Below are 17,823 nucleotides of genomic sequence, written 5' to 3'. Positions count from 1 at the left end.
CTGATTTTTAGCTATCTTGCTTTTATAATTATTGGTGATTATTAACGTTATACGCCATTCAATGAAACAGCACTATTCTAAGGATTAATAATTTTCCATGGCGAATTTTAGTCTGACTTGCTAGGCTTATAGCTTAGCCATCAATTTAAGAAAAGTACTGGCGACATCAATCTGGATTTAATTGAAACCTCGATGAACTGTTGCTGGCCTGCTGAATAAGTCATCAATAATGTGGCTGTTGTGATTTAAGCACCCGAATAGGGGGAAGATGTGCGAGTTAATATATTGTCAAACGTTCATAGAATATCAAAAGAACCACCGGTGAACTGCGCCAGATGGTTGGGTGCTACGCTATTGCTGTTATTATTCACCTCTCAGGCACAGGCTTTTTCGTTAGATGATGTTGCCAAGCAGGCGCAGGCACTAGCGGGCAAAAGCTTCGAAGCCCCGAAAAGTAACCTTCCATCGCAATTTCGCGATATGAAATTTGCTGACTATCAACAAATTCAGTTTAATCACGATAAGCCGTATTGGGGCAAGCTGGATACGCCCTTTAAGCTAGAGTTTTATCATCAGGGCATGTATTTCGATACGCCAGTACAGATCAATGAAGTGACTGCGACTCGGGTCAAGCCCATCAGTTATAGCCCGGACTATTTCGATTTCGGCTCGGTTAAACATGATTCGGAATCCACAAAGAAGTTAGGCTTCGCGGGTTTCAAAGTGCTTTACCCTATTAATAAGGCTGATAAAAAAGACGAAATCGTCAGTATGCTCGGTGCCAGCTATTTTCGTGTGATTGGTAAAGGCCAGGTTTATGGTCTTTCTGCTCGCGGGTTGGCTATTGATACCGCATTGGCTTCTGGTGAGGAATTCCCGCGCTTTCGTGAGTTTTGGATTGAGCAGCCCAAACCGAATGACAAGCATTTGGTGATCTATGCATTGCTGGACTCCCCCCGCGCCACCGGTGCTTACCGTTTTGTCATCTATCCGGGTCGTGATACGACCGTTGATGTTCAGGCTAAAGTCTTCCTGCGTGACAAAGTGGATAAACTGGGGATTGCGCCATTAACCAGTATGTTTTTGTTCGGTCCCCATCAACCGTCTACGGTATTGAATTACCGTCCGGCATTACATGATTCTAATGGCCTTTCTATTCATGCCGGTAATGGCGAATGGGTCTGGCGGCCACTGAATAACCCTAAACATCTCTCTGTTAGTGTCTATATCGTTGAAAATCCAAAAGGTTTTGGTTTATTGCAACGTGGGCGTGAATTCTCTCAATATGAGGATTTGGATGATCGCTATGACCTGCGCCCAAGCGCGTGGGTTGAACCTCGGGGCGAGTGGGGGAAAGGTAAAGTGGAATTGGTGGAGATCCCAACTGCTGATGAGACAAACGATAATATCGTGGCTTTCTGGACACCGGATGTGTTGCCAAATGCGAAAGAGTCACTCGATCTTAATTATCGCCTGCATTTTACCCATGATGAAGAGAAGTTACACTCCCAGGAAGTGGCCTATGTGAAACAGACATTGCGCTCAACGGGGGATGTGAAGCAGTCGAATTTAGTTCGTGAGCCTGATGGCAGTATCGCTTTCTTAGTCGATTTTGTTGGGCCAGCACTGACATCATTGGATGAAAACACGCCGTTGGCTTCTCAGGTTAGCGTTGATGACAATGGTGAGCTGCTCGAAAATACGGTGCGTTATAACCCGGTGACCAAGGGGTGGCGTTTGACACTGCGGCTGAAAGTTAAGGATGCGAAGAAACCGATAGAGATGCGCGCGGCGCTGGCTAACGGTGATAAACCCCTGACTGAAACCTGGAGCTACCAGTTACCTGCTAATGAATAAGCTAACTCAAACGCCTATTCAGGATTACATTGCGGACTTGCCTCTGACTGCGCAGCAACAAGAGGCGTTACGCGTTGCTTTTCCTGACGATATGTTACTCGATAGTTCACCGGATGCCATGTGTCGTTTGCATCAACGATTAGCATGCCTAGGATACACCGTATGCACAGGACACCAAGCACACAGCGGTGTGGCAGACGACCCCGCTGAAGAAGACAGTGCGTTGGTATCGGTCAATGCCCGTTTACAGGCGGCATGGCCGGAAGCACTGAGGGGTGACAACGTGCTGGGGCAGGACAGTGAAGGGCGTACAGTGATCCATGCCGTGCCGCCAATCAAACGCACCAGCATGGCACCGCAGGCTTGGCGTACGAATCCGGTCGGGCGTTTTTGGGATAGGTTACGCGGTCAGTCCCCGGTTTTACCGACAGAAAACCATGAACAGGCCGTCGCCGAGAAGAAATGGCGCAGCGTCGGCTCCTTGCGCCGCTACATCTTGCTGATATTGATCGTGCTGCAAACCACGGTTGCGACCCGCTATATGAAGACGATTTTGCCTTATCAGGGCTGGGCATTGATTGATCCCTTCGATATCTGGCAACAAAGCTGGCAGATTTCAGTGATGCAATTATTGCCTTATTTGTTGCAAACCGGGATCTTGATCCTGTTTGCAGTCTTATTTTGCTGGGTTTCTGCCGGTTTTTGGACCGCGCTGATGGGGTTCCTGCAATTACTGACGGGCAAAGATAAATACAGTATCTCGGCCAGCATTAAAGGTGATGAAGCGCTGAATCCCGCCCACCGGACAGCGTTGATTATGCCGATTTGTAATGAGGACGTGGAGCGGGTATTCGCAGGTCTGCGGGCCACTTATGAGTCGGTGGTGGCAACCGGCCAGCTTGATCATTTTGATATTTATGTGCTGAGTGACAGCTATGATCCCGATATCTGTGTGGCAGAGCAGAAGGCTTGGCTGGAGCTATGCCGCGATGTCGAGGGTCATGGACGTATTTTTTATCGGCGTCGTCGGCGTCGGGTTAAGCGTAAAAGTGGCAATATTGATGATTTCTGCCGTCGTTGGGGCAGCCAATACAGCTATATGGTGATTCTGGATGCCGATAGTGTTATGAGCGGTGAATGTCTGACAGGGTTAGTGCGGTTGATGGAAGCTAATCCTAACGCCGGGATTATTCAATCAGCGCCTAAAGCCTCAGGGATGGATACGCTATATGCTCGTATCCAGCAGTTTGCGACCAGAGTTTATGGGCCTTTGTTTACTGCCGGTTTGCATTATTGGCAGTTAGGTGAATCACATTACTGGGGCCATAACGCCATCATTCGGGTGAAACCTTTTATCGAGCATTGTGCGCTAGCACCGTTGCCGGGCGAAGGGTCTTTTGCCGGAGCTATTTTGTCACATGACTTTGTGGAAGCGGCACTGATGCGCCGTGCAGGGTGGGGGGTGTGGATTGCCTATGACTTGCCCGGCAGTTATGAAGAATTGCCACCTAACTTGTTGGACGAGTTAAAGCGTGATCGCCGCTGGTGTCACGGTAATTTGATGAATTTCAGGCTGTTTCTGGTAAAAGGAATGCACCCGGTGCACCGTGCCGTGTTCCTTACTGGTGTGATGTCATACCTATCGGCACCGCTATGGTTTATGTTTTTAGTGCTGTGTACCGCTTTGCAGGCCGTGCATACGCTGATGGAGCCGCAATACTTCCTGCAACCGCGCCAGTTATTCCCTGTGTGGCCCCAGTGGCGGCCAGAATTGGCGATTGGCTTGTTCTCTACCACCTTGGTATTGCTGTTTTTGCCGAAGTTGCTCAGTATCGTTTTGATCTGGGCGAAAAGTGCGAAAGCTTATGGTGGTGCGTTGCATCTGCTACTTTCTATGCTGCTGGAAATGCTGTTCTCGGTACTACTAGCTCCGGTACGTATGTTGTTCCATACGGTATTCGTAGTCAGTGCTTTTTTGGGATGGTCGGTACAGTGGAATTCGCCACAGCGTGATGACGATGCGACCCCCTGGAGTGAAGCGCTGGTTCGCCATGGTTCGCAATTATTGCTGGGGATCGTCTGGGCGGGGGGTGTCGCTTGGTTGGATCTGCGTTTTTTGTGGTGGTTATCGCCAATTGTCTTTTCGCTGATCTTGTCACCGGTGGTGTCTGTGTTGTCCAGCCGACGGACATTAGGGCTGGCCAGTAAGCAGGAAAAATTGTTCCTGATACCGGAGGAGTATGATCCGCCACGGGTGCTGCTCGCCACAGAGGAGTATCTGAAGCTGAATCATCAACGCGCGTTGAGCCATGGTTTTATACATGCGGTGATGAATCCATCGTATAACGCGTTAGTCAGTGCGATGGCAACGGCTCGCCATCATTCCAAGGCGATTATCGAACAGGTTCGTGCCCAGCGAGTGACAGCGGCATTAGCCGCGGGGCTGGATAATCTGGAGAAAGAACAGCGGCTGATATTGCTCAGCGATCCGGTACTGATTTCCCGTTTGCATCAGCAGATTTGGCAGCAGCCGGAGCCGTATCAGAGATGGAATGGTTATTACCGTCAGCGGACACATAACGTAGAGGCATTTCCCTCAGTTGAGCATCAAAATCCGTAGCGACAGGCCATAAGAACAGGTTATAAAAACGGGTAAACGCGTGAAGTATTGCCCGTTTATAATGAAATTGTCCGATTCTGAAGGGGTTAATGCTGTGAATCTAATCCTGAGTTTGATAAGCCGTCTGTGGATGATCGCCCGGCTCGTCTTGGTGGGGAGTGCTCTCATGCTGTTATCCGGCTGCGGCAGTATTATTAGTCGCACTGTGCCCGGTCAGGGGCACGGCCACCAATATTATCCTGGTGTACAGTGGGATATGCGTGAAGGGGCATGGAAATACATCATTGTGATTGATGTTCCTCTGTCGATGATTGTTGATACATTTATGCTGCCAATCGATGCCCAGCATGGGCCTTATGAATAGTCTCAGCTTTTGCTGTTTAAGATCGAGTCATCAGGGTTTGTCAGCAGTCTGAACCAGCCACAAGGGCTGGTTTTTACAGATAACGCAGGTATTTGTGCTATTACAATACGCTATTAGAGCTAATAGCTGGTCAATATTAATAACTGATCAGGCTGCTTGCTTACCCTGCGTGTTATTCATCATGCGGCGAATTGGCACGATGAGTAATATCAGGATCGCAGCACAAATGACCAACGCAATTGAGCAACGGGCAAACAGGGTTGGCAGCATATCAAGCTGGTCAGCCTTAACGTGGCCACCGATCAAACCGGCCGCGAGGTTGCCAAGCGAACTGGCGCAGAACCAAAGCCCCATCACTTGACCACGCATTCTATCCGGTGCCAATAATGTTATGGTTGCCAGCCCGATAGGGCTAAGGCACAGCTCCCCTAATGTCAGCAGCAGGATACTCATTACCAACCACAGTGGCGAAACACCAATGCCACCACCACTGCTCAGTACATGCTGTGCTGCCAGCATCATCACACCAAAACCGGCTGCCGCGCATAAGATACCAATAACAAATTTGGTGATACTGCTTGGCTGAATTTTCTTTTTCGCCAATGCAGGCCAGGCCCAGCTAAAGACTGGTGCCAACAAGATAATAAACAGGGCGTTAATTGACTGGAACCAGACGGTCGGGATCTCAAAACCCATTACCACACGATCAGTATAGTCATTGGCAAACAGGTTAAAAGAGGTGGGTTTTTGCTCAAAAGCAGACCAGAAGAAGGCGGCTGATGCCAACAGAATAAAGCAAACTAGCAAGCGAGCGCGGTCTTTGCGGTTCATGTTGGCAAAGGCAAATAGATAGACAAAATACAGGGTTACAGAGGCCGCAATAATATAGGCCAACACGCTGGCAATTAGCACAGGGTTAATCGGGATGATCCCTTGTGAAATTAGCGCTGTTATGACCACGAGCAACAGCATAATGGCACTTACCCACTTGCCAACGCCCTGACGTTGCACGGTAGGTCTATTCCAGCTTGAATCTAAACCCACTTCGGCATCATAGCGTTTCATGGCCGGGACGGCGAAATAACGGAAGATCACCAATGCCACGAGCATACCAATTCCGCCGATACCAAAACCCCAGTGCCAGCCATGGGTCTGTAGCAACCAGCCAGAAAGCAGCGGTGCGATAAACGACCCCATATTGATGCCCATGTAGAACAGTGAAAAACCACCGTCGCGGCGTGTATCGTCCGGCTTATATAAGGTCCCAACCATGACGGAGATACAGGTCTTAAATAGCCCAGTACCGAGGACGATAAACGCCAGGCCAATAAAGAACAGGTCATTACCAAACCAGGCAGATAACGCAATCGATAGGTGGCCCAGTGCAACCAGAATAGAACCATACCAGACAGCACGTTGCTGCCCTAGCCAGTTATCGGCCAACCAGCCACCGGGTAATGCGGCTAAATATAAACTACCGGCGAAGATCCCGACAATCGCCGAGGCTTGCTCACGGGGGAGGCCCATGCCACCATCAAGTACCGTGGCTGCCATAAATAGAATTAATAACGGACGGATACCGTAGAATGAGAAACGCTCCCACATTTCGGAAAGAAATAGGCCGCTTAGCGGGTAAGGGTGGCCAAAAAATGTACGGCCGCCTTGAGTATTAACAGAGGTTTGCATAAAGTCTTCCCATAGAATCACCGTAATATTAGGCGAATAAACCACCACTGAGTGTTTATTGTTTACTATTTATTGGTTCCGGCATTATGTTAATACCAACAACTTTAGGTATAGTTGATTTAACACTCGATGCTATAGAGTTCGGCGCAAATATTAACGCTATTTTTGATTCCCAACCGGGTTATATCTTATTTTGAGATGAAAAGTCGATATTCATCGCATTTTTTAGCTTTATATCTTAGTGTTGGCGCGCTTCTTGATACAAAAAACGCATCAGAATTATTTTCCTGCTAATTTATTTTTTTTATTGTTTCTCAATGAATTAGCATATTAAGCGATACTCTTATGAGTACTGGTTTCATTGCTGCAAGAAACTTTCTGCTGGGAAGCGTAGAGAAATCGCCTTTTGCCGATAAATTAATCACTCTAGATTTTGGACCAAGGGGGATTATATAAGGTAATAACTCGGAATTTTACGCAATAAAAAACGAGTAAATACTCAGAACACAGAACACCCAGTTGCAGCGGAGTCTTAACAAACACCGTGGGATGATAGCCATAATCGTGCCAAGTATGATTACATGATTTTCTTAATCCCCGGTGTTGCCACGCGAATGATCTGTCACGTTTTAATGATGTGTCATGTTTAGGCACGCTGGGTGACAGAATCGGCACGAAAGTATTCTGATCACCCTATTAACACTGTCAATATTGATCCGCCAGCTTAGGTAGCTGCCACTTACTCATATACCACTTACGCACATATCACTTACACACATGCCCCGTCAGAATGGGACATAAACAAGCATAATATCTAACTATTAAAGCATTAACGATCTTTACTCATATAAGGAAGGCTCCCCTTCTGGCCGGGTCTTAAAGCGACGGTGTAGCCACATATATTGGTCAGTCGCAAGGGCAATCTCTTTCTCTATAATTTTGTTCATAAAGGCCGCAGCTTCGACCTCATTATCTAACGGGAAGTTTTCGACTGCGGGTTGTAAAATCAGTTGATATCCCTTGGCATCAGGTAAACGGCGCGGGGTAAAGGGAATAACTGCGGGTTTACCCATCCGGACCAGCAAATAAGTGCCAGTGGTGGTTGCGGCTTGATCAACGGCAAACAGAGGGACAAAGACACTGCTACGCGGGCCGTAATCATGATCTGGCGCGTACCAGATAATGTCACCTTGTTTCAGGCTACGGATCATCCCTTTCAGATCTTTGCGGTCCAACATGGCCTTATTCGAACGCATCCGTCCCCATGTCTGCATCCAATTCATCGCTTTATTATCATGGGGACGATAGACGCCGATGCCTGGATTGTAGATACCAAAGATACGTGCACCCAGTTCTAGCGTGAGAAAATGTAACCCGATCAGCAAAACACCTTTGCCTTCATCGCGGGCCTGTTGGATATGTTCCAGACCACTGACACGGCTCCAACGCTCAATACGCCAATTTGGCCAAAACCACGCCATACCGGTTTCGAATAGCCCCATCCCCACGGATTCAAAGTTCTTCACCAGCAGCGCCTCACGTTCTGCTGGCGACATATGGGGAAAACACAGCTCCAAATTACGCCGTGTGATCCACTTACGTCGTTTGAGAAAGCGCATAGAAAAACGGCCCAGTGATGTTCCCATCGTATAGATAACCGGGTAGGGGAGTAGCACCAGCAGGTAAAGAATACCGAGGCCGATCCAGGTCAGCCAATAACGTGGGTGCAGCAGTGAACGATCAAAAGGAGGAGCTTGCATTATCAGTTCTCAGCGTCATTGTGATTAATTAATACTGTTAATCGTTTCCGTATTGATGAGGAGGTTTATTGATGAAAATATTTTTTGATAGAAAGTCTATGGCTCATGAGTGACCCCCCATTTTTTCTTAAACAATAGCAACGGTACATTAATCATAGCTTTGTTCGTGCAATAAACATATTCACGCCTGTTGTTTCAGTGGGTTAAGTAAACAGGCCAATTCTGCCAGGCTGCTGACCGCCATTTTCTCCATAAATTTGGCCCGATGGACCTTTACGGTTCTCACGGAAACACCGGCGTTAGCAGCAATATTACGGTTAATTAGCCCTTGCTCCCCCGTGTTGCAAAGCCGCCGTCAGTGGTGCGGTAGCCAGCGATTTTTGTAAGAAGTCTACCGCGGCTAGCTTCATCTGTTCAACTGCCTGTGTCACATCACCGTGGCCAGTGAGAAAAATCACGGCACAGCGTGCGGTACCGTTCACGCATCTACATATAGACCTGCGTGCCATCCATTAGCGGCATGCGAATATCCAGCAATAGGACGTCCGCTTGTAAACTGTTGGCAAAGAGGTTGCACAATACCTGATCTAACAAGGTGGGCGGCAGGGATAGATTGAGCTAGGTATTGATATCCGTGTGTAGTACGCAGGGCGGTTTATATTGTGGCGTCCCCAGCAATTGCCAGACGTGCGCAATAATTGCGGGCAGTGACTGAGACGCTTGCGGGTTATTTCCCATCGGATATTTCTCTACCTAAAGATGCAGGTTGGCAATAGTATCGGCCTCATGCAGTGCCTGCTGGCTGATTTGCCCAAGGATTGGTAGCAGCGGATGATCATCCTGTTTACGTTGCCTTACGGTTTCAGATCGCGTCATCGAGGTTTGTTAGTAGCTTAAATACCTTGCTTACTACAAGGGATTTATTGTTTGGGTATCGGCGCTTTCCGATGTATACATTATCATCATTAATATTTATCGAAGGTTGGATAATGCAGACAGCAAAACTCAGTGCAAGTTTATTGGCAACTGGCGGTATTTTGGGTTACGGGGGAGCCTATTGGCAGATGGCGTCTTTGTTGATAGTTGCTGGGATCGTTTTGTTGGCCGGCCTCATTGCTTCTGGTTTTACTGATCACGATTATCGTTGCAAGTAACTGGCCGATTATGATTTACGTATCATGTCGTTGCCCATAAATGGGACCACAAGGTAAGTAATCACATTTACAATAACCAAACATCCTCCTCACGCATTAGTGCCAACAATGGCGTAAAACAGCGACATCGGGGTATCACCTTATCCGACTGAAAAGGGGGGCTTAGGATGTGTCATGGCAGTGTTTCGGGTATTATATGGCCCGCACGGGGTCATGCCTGTCAAAACACCCGTTCTCTTGGGCGATCATTTATCGGGGATACTGGCTGTATCTTTGATGTTACCTATTGAACAATAAATAATTTTTATCAGTAACCTCTTCGAAAGACAGGACGTACACCATGCCAGTGTTACATAACCGAATTTCTAATGAGGAACTCAAAGCGCGTATGTTGGCTGAAACCGAGCCGCGCACCACAGTTTCTTTTTATAAATACTTCACTCTGGAAGATGCTAAAACCTTCCGTGATAGCCTCTACAGCCAATTTGTTAAACTCGGTGTTTTTGGCCGTGTGTATGTGGCAAAAGAGGGGATTAATGCGCAGGTCAGCGTCCCCGCGAATCGATATGATGAATTTAAAATTGCACTGTTTGCCTCACATCCTGCGCTGGATCAAGTGCGTTTGAATGTTGCGCACGAAGATGACGGTAAATCATTTTGGGTTCTGCGCATGAAAGTCCGCGAGCGCATTGTGGCTGATGGCATTGATGATGACAGCTTTGACCCTGCCAATATCGGGCACTATCTGAAAGCCGATCAGGTCAATCAGATGATTGATGACCCAGATACGTTGTTTGTTGATATGCGTAACCACTATGAATACGAAGTGGGCCATTTTGAAAACGCAATAGAAGTCCCTTCGGATACGTTCCGCGAGCAACTGCCGATGGCGGTTGATATGCTGCAACATGACAAAGAGAAGAATATTGTCATGTATTGCACCGGGGGGATCCGTTGCGAGAAAGCCAGTGCTTACATGCTGCACAATGGCTTCAAAAATGTTTATCACGTTGAAGGCGGCATTATTGAATATGCACGCAAAGCGAAAGAGCAGGGGCTACCACTGAAATTCATCGGCAAAAATTTTGTGTTCGATGAACGGATGGGGGAGCGGATTTCTGACGATGTAATAGCGCACTGCCATCAATGTGGAACACCTTGTGACGCGCATACCAACTGTAAAAACGATGGGTGCCACTTACTGTTTATCCAGTGTCCAGTGTGCGCGGCGAAGTTTGAAGGGTGCTGTAGCCAGATTTGCCAGGAAGAGTTGAGACTGCCACAGGAAGAGCAACGCTCCCGCCGGGTAGGGCGTGAAAATGGCATTAAGATTTTTAATAAGTCTAAAGGGTTGTTGCAAGCCACCATGCACATTCCCGCGCCAGAAAAAAATGCGGATAAAAAGTAGCCACCTCACTTAACCCGCTGGTTATACTATTAAAATTAGACGTTAGTTGACTTAAAATTAGGCTTTAGTTGACGTTGTCGGTTACTTTATCCGCTGGCGTCTCTTTTTTCCGCCTTGAGCAGTGGCGGTTCGAATACAAGGATTGATAATGACAACACCTGTGGTGAGTAACCAAGGGCTACGATTAGTGGCGATGCTGGCAATGCTGGTGGTCATCATGGCCGGTATCAAATCGGCATCACCAATTGTCGTCCCGTTCCTGCTGGCTATTTTTCTCGCGATCGTACTGAACCCCTTAGTCAAATTGCTTGAGAGGATAAAGATCCCACGGACACTGGCGGTTGTTTTACTGGTGACCATTATTATCTTACTGATGGCGTTGCTATTTGGTCGCTTAGGCTCTTCACTTAATGAGTTCGCACGCTCATTACCGCAATATCGCGGCATGATGCTAGAAAAAATGCGCGATCTGCAAGAGTTTGCCCTGCATTTCAATATTGAATTCTCAGTAGATGACATCATGAAGTATGTCGATCCCAGCATGGCGATGAACTTTATCACCCGTCTACTCAGCCACCTTTCTGGTGCCATGACCAGCACGTTTTTATTGCTGATGACCGTGGTCTTCATGTTGTTTGAAGTAGAACGGATGCCTTATAAAGTGCAATTGATGTTTGATAATCCCGAAAAAGGGAATGCTATCCTCAAACGAGCACTGAATGGTGTAACCCATTATCTGGTGATCAAAACGATTATTAGCATCGCTACAGGGATCGTCATTTGGCTGTTCTTGGCGGCTATGGGCGTTAGATTCGCCTTCCTCTGGGGGTTATTGGCGTTTGTACTGAATTATATTCCTAACATCGGGTCGGTTCTGGCTGCTATCCCACCCATCATTCAGGCACTGTTATTTAACGGTTTTGCTGATGCTTTTGCGGTAACGGGCGGTTACATTTTGATTAACCTGATAGGGGGCAATATTATCGACCCGCGTATGATGGGCCGTGGACTGGGTTTATCGACGTTGGTCGTCTTCTTATCATTAATTTTCTGGGGCTGGTTATTGGGTCCAATTGGTATGTTGCTCTCGGTGCCTTTAACTATTATTGCTAAAATTGTCCTTGAGCTAACCCCTGCGGGTTATAAATTTGCAGTTTTATTGAGTGATGGTAAACCCGCTAAGGTTGAAGAAGAGCAAGCGCTCTGATATCACGGTGGTTAGATAACCCTCAGGGCCGTTAATTGGCCTACGGCCCTGAGGAACCGAATAATGGGGCAGTGATTAAGAAGAGTGATGATTCGGCAGCACGCTAATAAAAAAAGAAATAGATATCCAGCCCTAGCAAAACAAGCGATAAGCAGAAGTAGAGCAGCAGATGCTCTCTTACATTATTGATAACCATTGAGAGCAATTTATCTAACATGCTTACTGCCTGTGGCTAGAATCAGCGCTCAGTATAGGGACTTTATGTTTTATAAACAATGAGCTAAAGCGGTTAAATTCATACGCTTAAGAACACATGTTTACGTCACTATTCAGGCAAGAAAGCAGGCAAGAAATAAAAAATTCGATTTATTGTCGCGCTCAACCAGAAAATACAATTCTTATTTAACAACACAATTCATTGTGTAACTAAAAGATTCAACAAGTTATGTTTGTTTAGTGTAATTGATATAAGTGATGATATATTATTTACTAATTGATTAATAACTTAATGATTAAAATCGAATGTATTATGACGATATTTTATGATTTGTCAGTAATAGCTAGTACAAATACTTAAACACATTATAAATGAAACATAATTCCAATCTATTTCTGACTTTTATTTTCTCGGTGATATGACGTTTATGTGAGTAAACCGTACTGCCGCTGATATTTAGCTTTCTGGCAATTCGATAGTTAGGCATCTCTGTCATCCAGTAACACATCACTTTGTGCTCTTGTGGGCTGAACAGGGAGGCCTGTTGGTCTGGCTGAATGCCTAGCCTCTCAAGAGAGAAACCAGGTAACCTGCGGAGTAAATTAGGTAGATGTTTCTTAGCCAGTATTGATACGGATTCTGTCAGAGGAATAGGTGTTTCGCTAAAGGGGTAAGAGGCATCTAAATAGATATAAACTTTAGCTCGGGTACAGTAATGAATAAATTGCGCTAACAATGGACAATGACCACCATAGCGACAATATTGAGTTAAATTAACAATAATTATATCCGGCCCAAACTCTTGAATAGCTAAAGTCGCCTCTTCAACGGTAGGTACATCCATTAATTTTATAGATGAGACACTATTCAAATAGGTATTTACTCCAGAACGAGTATAAAAACATTCGTCGATGATTAATATTTTCATATGATTTACATCCTTGTCTGACAGCAACTATATTTAGTCGCAAACAAGGATAAGGTAATCCCCTAATGGCTTTAACGTCAATTCGGGAATCACGAATGGTTTTTGCGGATTTTCCGAGTGCAAGATGCTGCCAGTGGTGATCTAGGTGATGTTTTGTACTGAAATAATGGCGAAATTATGCATAAAAAGCCGATAACTGATTTAAAATATTCATCGTCATCGACCCATATTTGAGAGGCACAATATATTGCGGTTTAACGCCCTGATTAGCGGAAGCGAGCTAAAGAAAAAGCTGATATATCAATAGGCGATGGCTTGTCTTGTGCAAAGAGAGCCGCCACTTCACCCAGTGCTGTGGCGAATTTAAAACCATGGCCGCTCAAGCCACTAACTACCATGATCCTTTCATCTTTTGGCAATGTATCGATGATAAAATCTTCGTCTGGACTCATATCGTAACTGCACACCTCACCACGTAGACAAACACCTACCCCCGGCAGAAAGTGACGTAAGAAGCTAAAGACTTCGGTGCCATCCTCAGCATAACGGCCAAAAGGTTTACGCTGTGCTGCCGATTCAATCGGCTGCCCACTATGATGTTTTCCGAGCTTTAGCGCGTCATTCTGAGCGGGGAAACCGTAATAGAGGATATTGTCTGGTGTTTCTACAGTAAACGCAGGGAAGTGGTTGGCCTCACTGTAACGACCATCGGCCTGATGCCAGGAGAACACTTTGCGTACTGGTGTCACCGGTAATGTCGGTAGCAGTTCTTTCACCCATGTTCCCGCTGTCACCACTACTTTCGTGGCGCTGTACGTGCCATCAATAGTCACGACATCAACGCCTGCATGATGTGACTCAATAGCCGTTACCGGACAATTAAACAAAATACCGCAACCCGCTTCAGTGACCGCTTTGATTAAGGTTTTTACCGCTAACTCTGAATGCAAATAGCCAGATCGTGGTTCGAACACACCAATATAGTTATCCGGAACAGTAAATACTGGCCATTTCTCACGAATTTGTGTTGAGTTTAAGGTTTCTACTGGTAAATCATACTGTTGGGCACTTCGCTGTACGTTTTGCAGAAAAGTTGAATTATCGGGTCCTAAGTTAATCACCCCGCAGGCCTGGAATAATTTTTCGCCGGTCTGTGCTGCCAGTTGGTCCCACAAGGCTTGTGCCCGTAATACGAGAGGAACGTACTTTTCTCCTTCACCATATGCATGGCGCATGATCCGTGTCTCTCCATGGTGGCTACCTGCTTGATGTGGCGGCATGGCGCTGTCAATCATCAGCACGTTTAAACCAGCCTGAGAAGCGTAGTAACCCGCGGCTGAACCAACAGAACCGCTGCCAATAACAATCAAATCATAATCCATGTTTTTGCACCCTGAGGGAGTATCGCTATCTGTCTACCTGCAACGCCAATGATTTTTGGGGGACCAGTGGCTTTGGGTATATATAGAAACAGCGATGATAATAATTAAAACGATAGTAATAGCACGGGATAGGAGGGAGAAAAAGAGATGTTGGCGATATGAGGGAGGGAATGGTTAATAAAAAGGCACCAGATAATATTTACCGGTGCCTGTTTATGGTTAATAAAAAATGATTTGGTGGACAAAAATTAGTGTTTACGGTGGTCCATATCCAGATATTCTGATGACTCAATTTTAGCAATACCGGCTTCTAATATATTAATTAATTGGCGTGCAACATCGGTCGTAAGCCAGAGCGTTCTATCAACCAACGCATCCTCTTGTGGTTGATCCATAGAAGACAGGTAATGAAGACGTATCATCATAGCATCGTACACATCTACAGTACTGATATCCCAACCTACGACAGGGTGAGTCTGAATAACTTCATTATTTCTGTCCATAAAGACCCCTTATATAGTAGTTACTGGCTTGAGTGACTAACGAGGATCAATGCGGCTCATTACCGAGTGAGCTGTTTTAGTATACTCAACCGCCAATGAATTTGGAGACTATACAAAAAAATTTACAAATTATTTATTTTATGGCTATTAATTGTTCAATTTAGGGGGGGGACCAATATGTCTGATGGAAAAGGGAAACTCGCATGTTTTAAGTAAAAAAAACCGAGGAGCGACTCCCCGGCAAAATGATATTGTGGTGATCAGAATGCAGTAAATAGCATTATATACCCGTCGTCCTTCAAGATGCGGGGGGAGCTGCCCTTGCTTGCTCAGTTACTTAGTTATCTAAGTTCTTGAGGCTCATTAATCCCCAATAACAGCTTAAACTTAGTTAAGGTGGCAGGGCAAAGGCTGCCAACGTTCAGGCAATGACACAAATATTAATTATAGGTTCAGTATGACGAGGATAATGGCTTACTCCGCATCGAACCAGTCGTCAGCGCTTTCCCAGATTTCTTGTAATACCTCAGAGATCACGTCCTTGTCTGTTTTGGCTCCGCCCAATACGGTGAGATTATTGGCGCTAGCATAACGCACTTGTACTGCCGTCGCCGTGTCCGGGAATTTTGTATTGAGTCGTTTTGTCAATTCATGGGTGAGTGCTTCGATAGCACCTGCGGGTAACTGATTTTTTTTATTAATACTGACTTCAACGCGCATAGTTGGCCCTCCGAATAGTTATACTGTTTATTTATACAGTATAACTATTCGACCGACAAGGGACTGATATAAAAAATATTGAGATGGAGAGGCGGTATTCCAAGAGGCTGACAATATCAGATGAAGGAGATGTGTGGCGTTAGGGCCGTAGTATTTAAAATAGCCTCCAAAGCGGCACCAAGTGCGGCCATCCCTTCGGTCATCTCGCTATAAAACAGGCTTGTCACTAATCTCACGCCTTATTTTAATGCCCTTTTGATTTCAGGCTGTAGTTATGTGCATCTGTAGTTATGTGCATCACTGAACAAAGCCAGTGATGCACACGCTTGCTACAACTTTAATGAGCTAGCTTTTCACTGACCAATTAATTGTTTGACCCGCAAGGAAAGGAATAACTGATTCATTGCCTAATGGGATCTCTTCTGGCTGCAGGAATGGGGTACGAACCAATTCAACAACGCCCTCATTAACGGGCAGGCCATAAAAACGTGGGCCATTTAAGGAGCAAAACGCTTCCAGATGTTGTAATGCATTGAGTTCCTCAAACACGGAAGCATAAGCAGGCAATGCCGCAGGGGCGTTGAATACACCCGCACAGCCGCAAGATGACTCTTTACGGTGCTTGGCATGGGGAGCAGAATCGGTCCCGAGGAAGAAGCGGTCAGAACCACTGGCGACGGCTGCGCGCAATGCTTGCTGATGGGTACCACGCTTCAATATTGGCAAGCAGAACAGGTGGGGGCGAATACCGCCTACCAGCATGTGATTGCGGTTAAACATCAAATGTTGTGGCGTGATGGTTGCCCCAAGGAAACGATTGCCTGCCAGCACATAATCTGCCGCATCTTTGGTCGTGATATGCTCAAAGACAATTTTTAGTTCGGGAAATTTTTGGCGAATGGGCTCTAAAATTTGGTCAATAAAACGGGCTTCACGATCAAAGATATCAACGGCCGCATCTGTTACCTCACCGTGAATAAGCAGTGGCATGCCTATTTTCTGCATTTGCTCAAACAACGGGTAAATTGCCGGGATGTCAGATACACCGTGAGTGGAGTTAGTGGTGGCATTGGCCGGATACAGTTTGGCCGCGGTAAAAATGCCTTGCTCAAAACCCTTGGTCAACTCTTTAGCATCAAGGCCATTGGTCAGGTAACACGTCATCAACGGGGTGAATTTATGGTCCGCAGGAACCGCCGCTAAAATACGCTCCCGATAAGCAATGGCACTGGCAACCGTTGTAATTGGCTGAGCCAGATTTGGCATAACAATAGCGCGGGCGAATACCTCGGAGGTATAGGGCAACACGGTACTGAGCATTTCATCATCACGTAGATGAATGTGCCAGTCATCTGGGCGGCGAATTTTTAGGGTTTGGGGTTGTGCAGTCATTCTACAGGCTCCGCAGTCATGGTGAGATATCGGTTTTTTATGTTGTGACAGGAATGTTTCCGGCGGGGTCTAAGGATATGCGGAAAGTGCTTAGGATGCATCTGATTGTTAGGGTTAAGTTGAAAACAATACAAAAAGAGCATCTCATTGAGGGAGTTTGAGATAGTGATGTCTGTTAGGATAAATGATGGAACAATAGTTCACTGATTAAATTTTTAGCATGGGAGAATAACGATGGAAGTTCGTGTCATCGCCAGTATAGTGGCAAAAACTGAATTTATTGAAGAGGTTAAAGCCGCGCTTCATCAGATCATAGAGCCTAGCCGTGAGGAAAAGGGGAATCTTCAATATGATCTCCATACCGAAAACGAGCAAAAAGGGTCTTTTGTCTTTTTCGAACGTTGGGCTTCCGATGAAGCATTGGAAAAACACAATAAAACGGAGCACTTTAAGCAACTGGTTAAGGCCATTGATGGCAAACTGGAAAGCCTGGATATTAAAAAAGTGAAGCAGATAGCTTGATGGCTTCGAATGCTAATCGATTGACTAGTTAAAAAAGCTAATCAGATAAAAAAACCCGCCTAAATGGCGGGTTTCAGACTGCTGACAAACCCCGATGACTCGA

17 protein-coding genes and 1 pseudogene are annotated in these 17,823 nt (G+C 46.1%); 7 read left to right on the top strand and 11 right to left on the bottom strand.

The annotated features are described in order from the left end of the window. Positions 1–321: 321 nt before the first annotated feature. The 3 genes from AC971_RS18935 (at position 322) to AC971_RS18925 (ending at position 4,841) form a co-directional block, all read left to right on the top strand. Positions 322–1,857: a glucan biosynthesis protein G gene (locus AC971_RS18935; RefSeq protein WP_038402291.1), complete on the top strand. Its 1,536-nt coding sequence runs from the start codon at positions 322–324 to the stop codon at positions 1,855–1,857. Beyond that, positions 1,850–4,477, top strand: a complete 2,628-nt coding sequence (mdoH, locus tag AC971_RS18930; protein WP_025384228.1) for a glucans biosynthesis glucosyltransferase MdoH — start codon at positions 1,850–1,852, stop codon at positions 4,475–4,477. The genes AC971_RS18935 and mdoH overlap by 8 nt, the downstream gene beginning before the upstream one ends. Positions 4,478–4,607: 130 nt before the next feature. Further along, on the top strand, positions 4,608–4,841 hold the full coding sequence (locus tag AC971_RS18925; protein WP_025384227.1) for a YceK/YidQ family lipoprotein: 234 nt from the start codon (positions 4,608–4,610) through the stop codon (positions 4,839–4,841). Positions 4,842–4,988: 147 nt separating this feature from the next. On the opposite strand, the gene AC971_RS18920 is transcribed toward AC971_RS18925, so the two are convergent. The 5 genes and pseudogenes from AC971_RS18920 to AC971_RS25820 form a co-directional block, all read right to left on the bottom strand. Next, positions 4,989–6,527, bottom strand: a complete 1,539-nt coding sequence (locus AC971_RS18920; protein WP_025384226.1) for a peptide MFS transporter — start codon at positions 6,525–6,527, stop codon at positions 4,989–4,991. 839 nt (positions 6,528–7,366) lie between these two features. Then, positions 7,367–8,287, bottom strand: a complete 921-nt coding sequence (locus tag AC971_RS18915; RefSeq protein WP_025384225.1) for a Kdo(2)-lipid IV(A) acyltransferase — start codon at positions 8,285–8,287, stop codon at positions 7,367–7,369. A gap of 181 nt (positions 8,288–8,468) precedes the next feature. Next, entirely contained in the window at positions 8,469–8,573 is a 105-nt protein-coding gene (locus AC971_RS25830) for a LuxR C-terminal-related transcriptional regulator (RefSeq protein WP_231573032.1), read from the bottom strand. Between the two features lie 31 nt (positions 8,574–8,604). Continuing rightward, the gene (locus tag AC971_RS25825) at positions 8,605–8,769 is read right to left on the bottom strand and encodes a response regulator (RefSeq protein ID WP_231573031.1); all 165 of its coding nucleotides are present in this window, start codon (positions 8,767–8,769) and stop codon (positions 8,605–8,607) included. Between the two features lie 64 nt (positions 8,770–8,833). Next, positions 8,834–9,139: pseudogene (locus AC971_RS25820) on the bottom strand (tetrathionate respiration histidine kinase TtrS); the annotation flags it as partial. 137 nt (positions 9,140–9,276) lie between these two features. Between AC971_RS25820 and AC971_RS24820 the strand changes: the two are divergent. The 3 genes from AC971_RS24820 (at position 9,277) to AC971_RS18895 (ending at position 12,056) form a co-directional block, all read left to right on the top strand. Next, positions 9,277–9,441 carry a hypothetical protein gene (locus AC971_RS24820; RefSeq protein WP_038402287.1) on the top strand — a complete coding sequence of 55 codons (165 nt, stop codon included), beginning with the start codon at positions 9,277–9,279 and terminating at the stop codon, positions 9,439–9,441. Between the two features lie 340 nt (positions 9,442–9,781). Then, positions 9,782–10,849, top strand: coding sequence for an oxygen-dependent tRNA uridine(34) hydroxylase TrhO (trhO, locus tag AC971_RS18900; protein ID WP_025384223.1), 1,068 nt, complete (start codon positions 9,782–9,784; stop codon positions 10,847–10,849). Between the two features lie 148 nt (positions 10,850–10,997). After that, on the top strand, positions 10,998–12,056 hold the full coding sequence (locus AC971_RS18895; protein ID WP_025384222.1) for an AI-2E family transporter: 1,059 nt from the start codon (positions 10,998–11,000) through the stop codon (positions 12,054–12,056). A gap of 103 nt (positions 12,057–12,159) precedes the next feature. On the opposite strand, the gene AC971_RS23500 is transcribed toward AC971_RS18895, so the two are convergent. The 6 genes from AC971_RS23500 to pyrC form a co-directional block, all read right to left on the bottom strand. After that, positions 12,160–12,252, bottom strand: a complete 93-nt coding sequence (locus tag AC971_RS23500) for a DUF2770 family protein (protein ID WP_231573033.1) — start codon at positions 12,250–12,252, stop codon at positions 12,160–12,162. A 364-nt stretch (positions 12,253–12,616) separates the two neighbouring features. Next, positions 12,617–13,201: a response regulator transcription factor gene (locus AC971_RS18890; protein WP_025384221.1), complete on the bottom strand. Its 585-nt coding sequence runs from the start codon at positions 13,199–13,201 to the stop codon at positions 12,617–12,619. Between the two features lie 266 nt (positions 13,202–13,467). After that, a complete protein-coding gene (solA, locus tag AC971_RS18885; protein WP_025384220.1) occupies positions 13,468–14,583 on the bottom strand; it encodes an N-methyl-L-tryptophan oxidase in 1,116 nt (371 codons plus the stop codon). A 248-nt stretch (positions 14,584–14,831) separates the two neighbouring features. After that, positions 14,832–15,086 carry a biofilm formation regulator BssS gene (gene bssS / locus AC971_RS18880; RefSeq protein ID WP_011192611.1) on the bottom strand — a complete coding sequence of 85 codons (255 nt, stop codon included), beginning with the start codon at positions 15,084–15,086 and terminating at the stop codon, positions 14,832–14,834. A 474-nt stretch (positions 15,087–15,560) separates the two neighbouring features. Continuing rightward, positions 15,561–15,806: a DNA damage-inducible protein I gene (gene dinI / locus AC971_RS18875; RefSeq protein ID WP_025384219.1), complete on the bottom strand. Its 246-nt coding sequence runs from the start codon at positions 15,804–15,806 to the stop codon at positions 15,561–15,563. 345 nt (positions 15,807–16,151) lie between these two features. Next, positions 16,152–17,198 (bottom strand): dihydroorotase, encoded by a 1,047-nt coding sequence (gene pyrC / locus AC971_RS18870; RefSeq protein WP_025384218.1) that lies wholly within the window; start codon positions 17,196–17,198, stop codon positions 16,152–16,154. Positions 17,199–17,432: 234 nt separating this feature from the next. Between pyrC and AC971_RS18865 the strand changes: the two genes are divergently transcribed. Continuing rightward, positions 17,433–17,720, top strand: a complete 288-nt coding sequence (locus AC971_RS18865; RefSeq protein ID WP_025384217.1) for a putative quinol monooxygenase — start codon at positions 17,433–17,435, stop codon at positions 17,718–17,720. The last annotated feature ends 103 nt before the right edge of the window (positions 17,721–17,823 follow it).

The organism is Yersinia similis, from assembly GCF_001053095.1.
GTDB classification, from domain to species: Bacteria; Pseudomonadota; Gammaproteobacteria; order Enterobacterales; family Enterobacteriaceae; genus Yersinia; species Yersinia similis.
Note: the sequence above shows the minus strand (reverse complement) of the source record. Positions and strands in the feature narration are given on the sequence as shown.

What these genes read in the sequence shown, in the direction of transcription:
- mdoH (WP_025384228.1), top strand. Translation starts at nt 1,850, where the DNA reads ATGAATAAGCTAACTCAAACGCCTATTCAGGATTACATTGCGGACTTG.
- AC971_RS18925 (WP_025384227.1), top strand. Translation starts at nt 4,608, where the DNA reads ATGATCGCCCGGCTCGTCTTGGTGGGGAGTGCTCTCATGCTGTTATCC.
- AC971_RS18920 (WP_025384226.1), bottom strand. Translation starts at nt 6,527, where the DNA reads ATGCAAACCTCTGTTAATACTCAAGGCGGCCGTACATTTTTTGGCCAC.
- AC971_RS18915 (WP_025384225.1), bottom strand. Translation starts at nt 8,287, where the DNA reads ATGCAAGCTCCTCCTTTTGATCGTTCACTGCTGCACCCACGTTATTGG.
- AC971_RS24820 (WP_038402287.1), top strand. Translation starts at nt 9,277, where the DNA reads ATGCAGACAGCAAAACTCAGTGCAAGTTTATTGGCAACTGGCGGTATT.
- trhO (WP_025384223.1), top strand. Translation starts at nt 9,782, where the DNA reads ATGCCAGTGTTACATAACCGAATTTCTAATGAGGAACTCAAAGCGCGT.
- AC971_RS18895 (WP_025384222.1), top strand. Translation starts at nt 10,998, where the DNA reads ATGACAACACCTGTGGTGAGTAACCAAGGGCTACGATTAGTGGCGATG.
- AC971_RS23500 (WP_231573033.1), bottom strand. Translation starts at nt 12,252, where the DNA reads ATGGTTATCAATAATGTAAGAGAGCATCTGCTGCTCTACTTCTGCTTA.
- AC971_RS18890 (WP_025384221.1), bottom strand. Translation starts at nt 13,201, where the DNA reads ATGAAAATATTAATCATCGACGAATGTTTTTATACTCGTTCTGGAGTA.
- solA (WP_025384220.1), bottom strand. Translation starts at nt 14,583, where the DNA reads ATGGATTATGATTTGATTGTTATTGGCAGCGGTTCTGTTGGTTCAGCC.
- bssS (WP_011192611.1), bottom strand. Translation starts at nt 15,086, where the DNA reads ATGGACAGAAATAATGAAGTTATTCAGACTCACCCTGTCGTAGGTTGG.
- dinI (WP_025384219.1), bottom strand. Translation starts at nt 15,806, where the DNA reads ATGCGCGTTGAAGTCAGTATTAATAAAAAAAATCAGTTACCCGCAGGT.
- pyrC (WP_025384218.1), bottom strand. Translation starts at nt 17,198, where the DNA reads ATGACTGCACAACCCCAAACCCTAAAAATTCGCCGCCCAGATGACTGG.
- AC971_RS18865 (WP_025384217.1), top strand. Translation starts at nt 17,433, where the DNA reads ATGGAAGTTCGTGTCATCGCCAGTATAGTGGCAAAAACTGAATTTATT.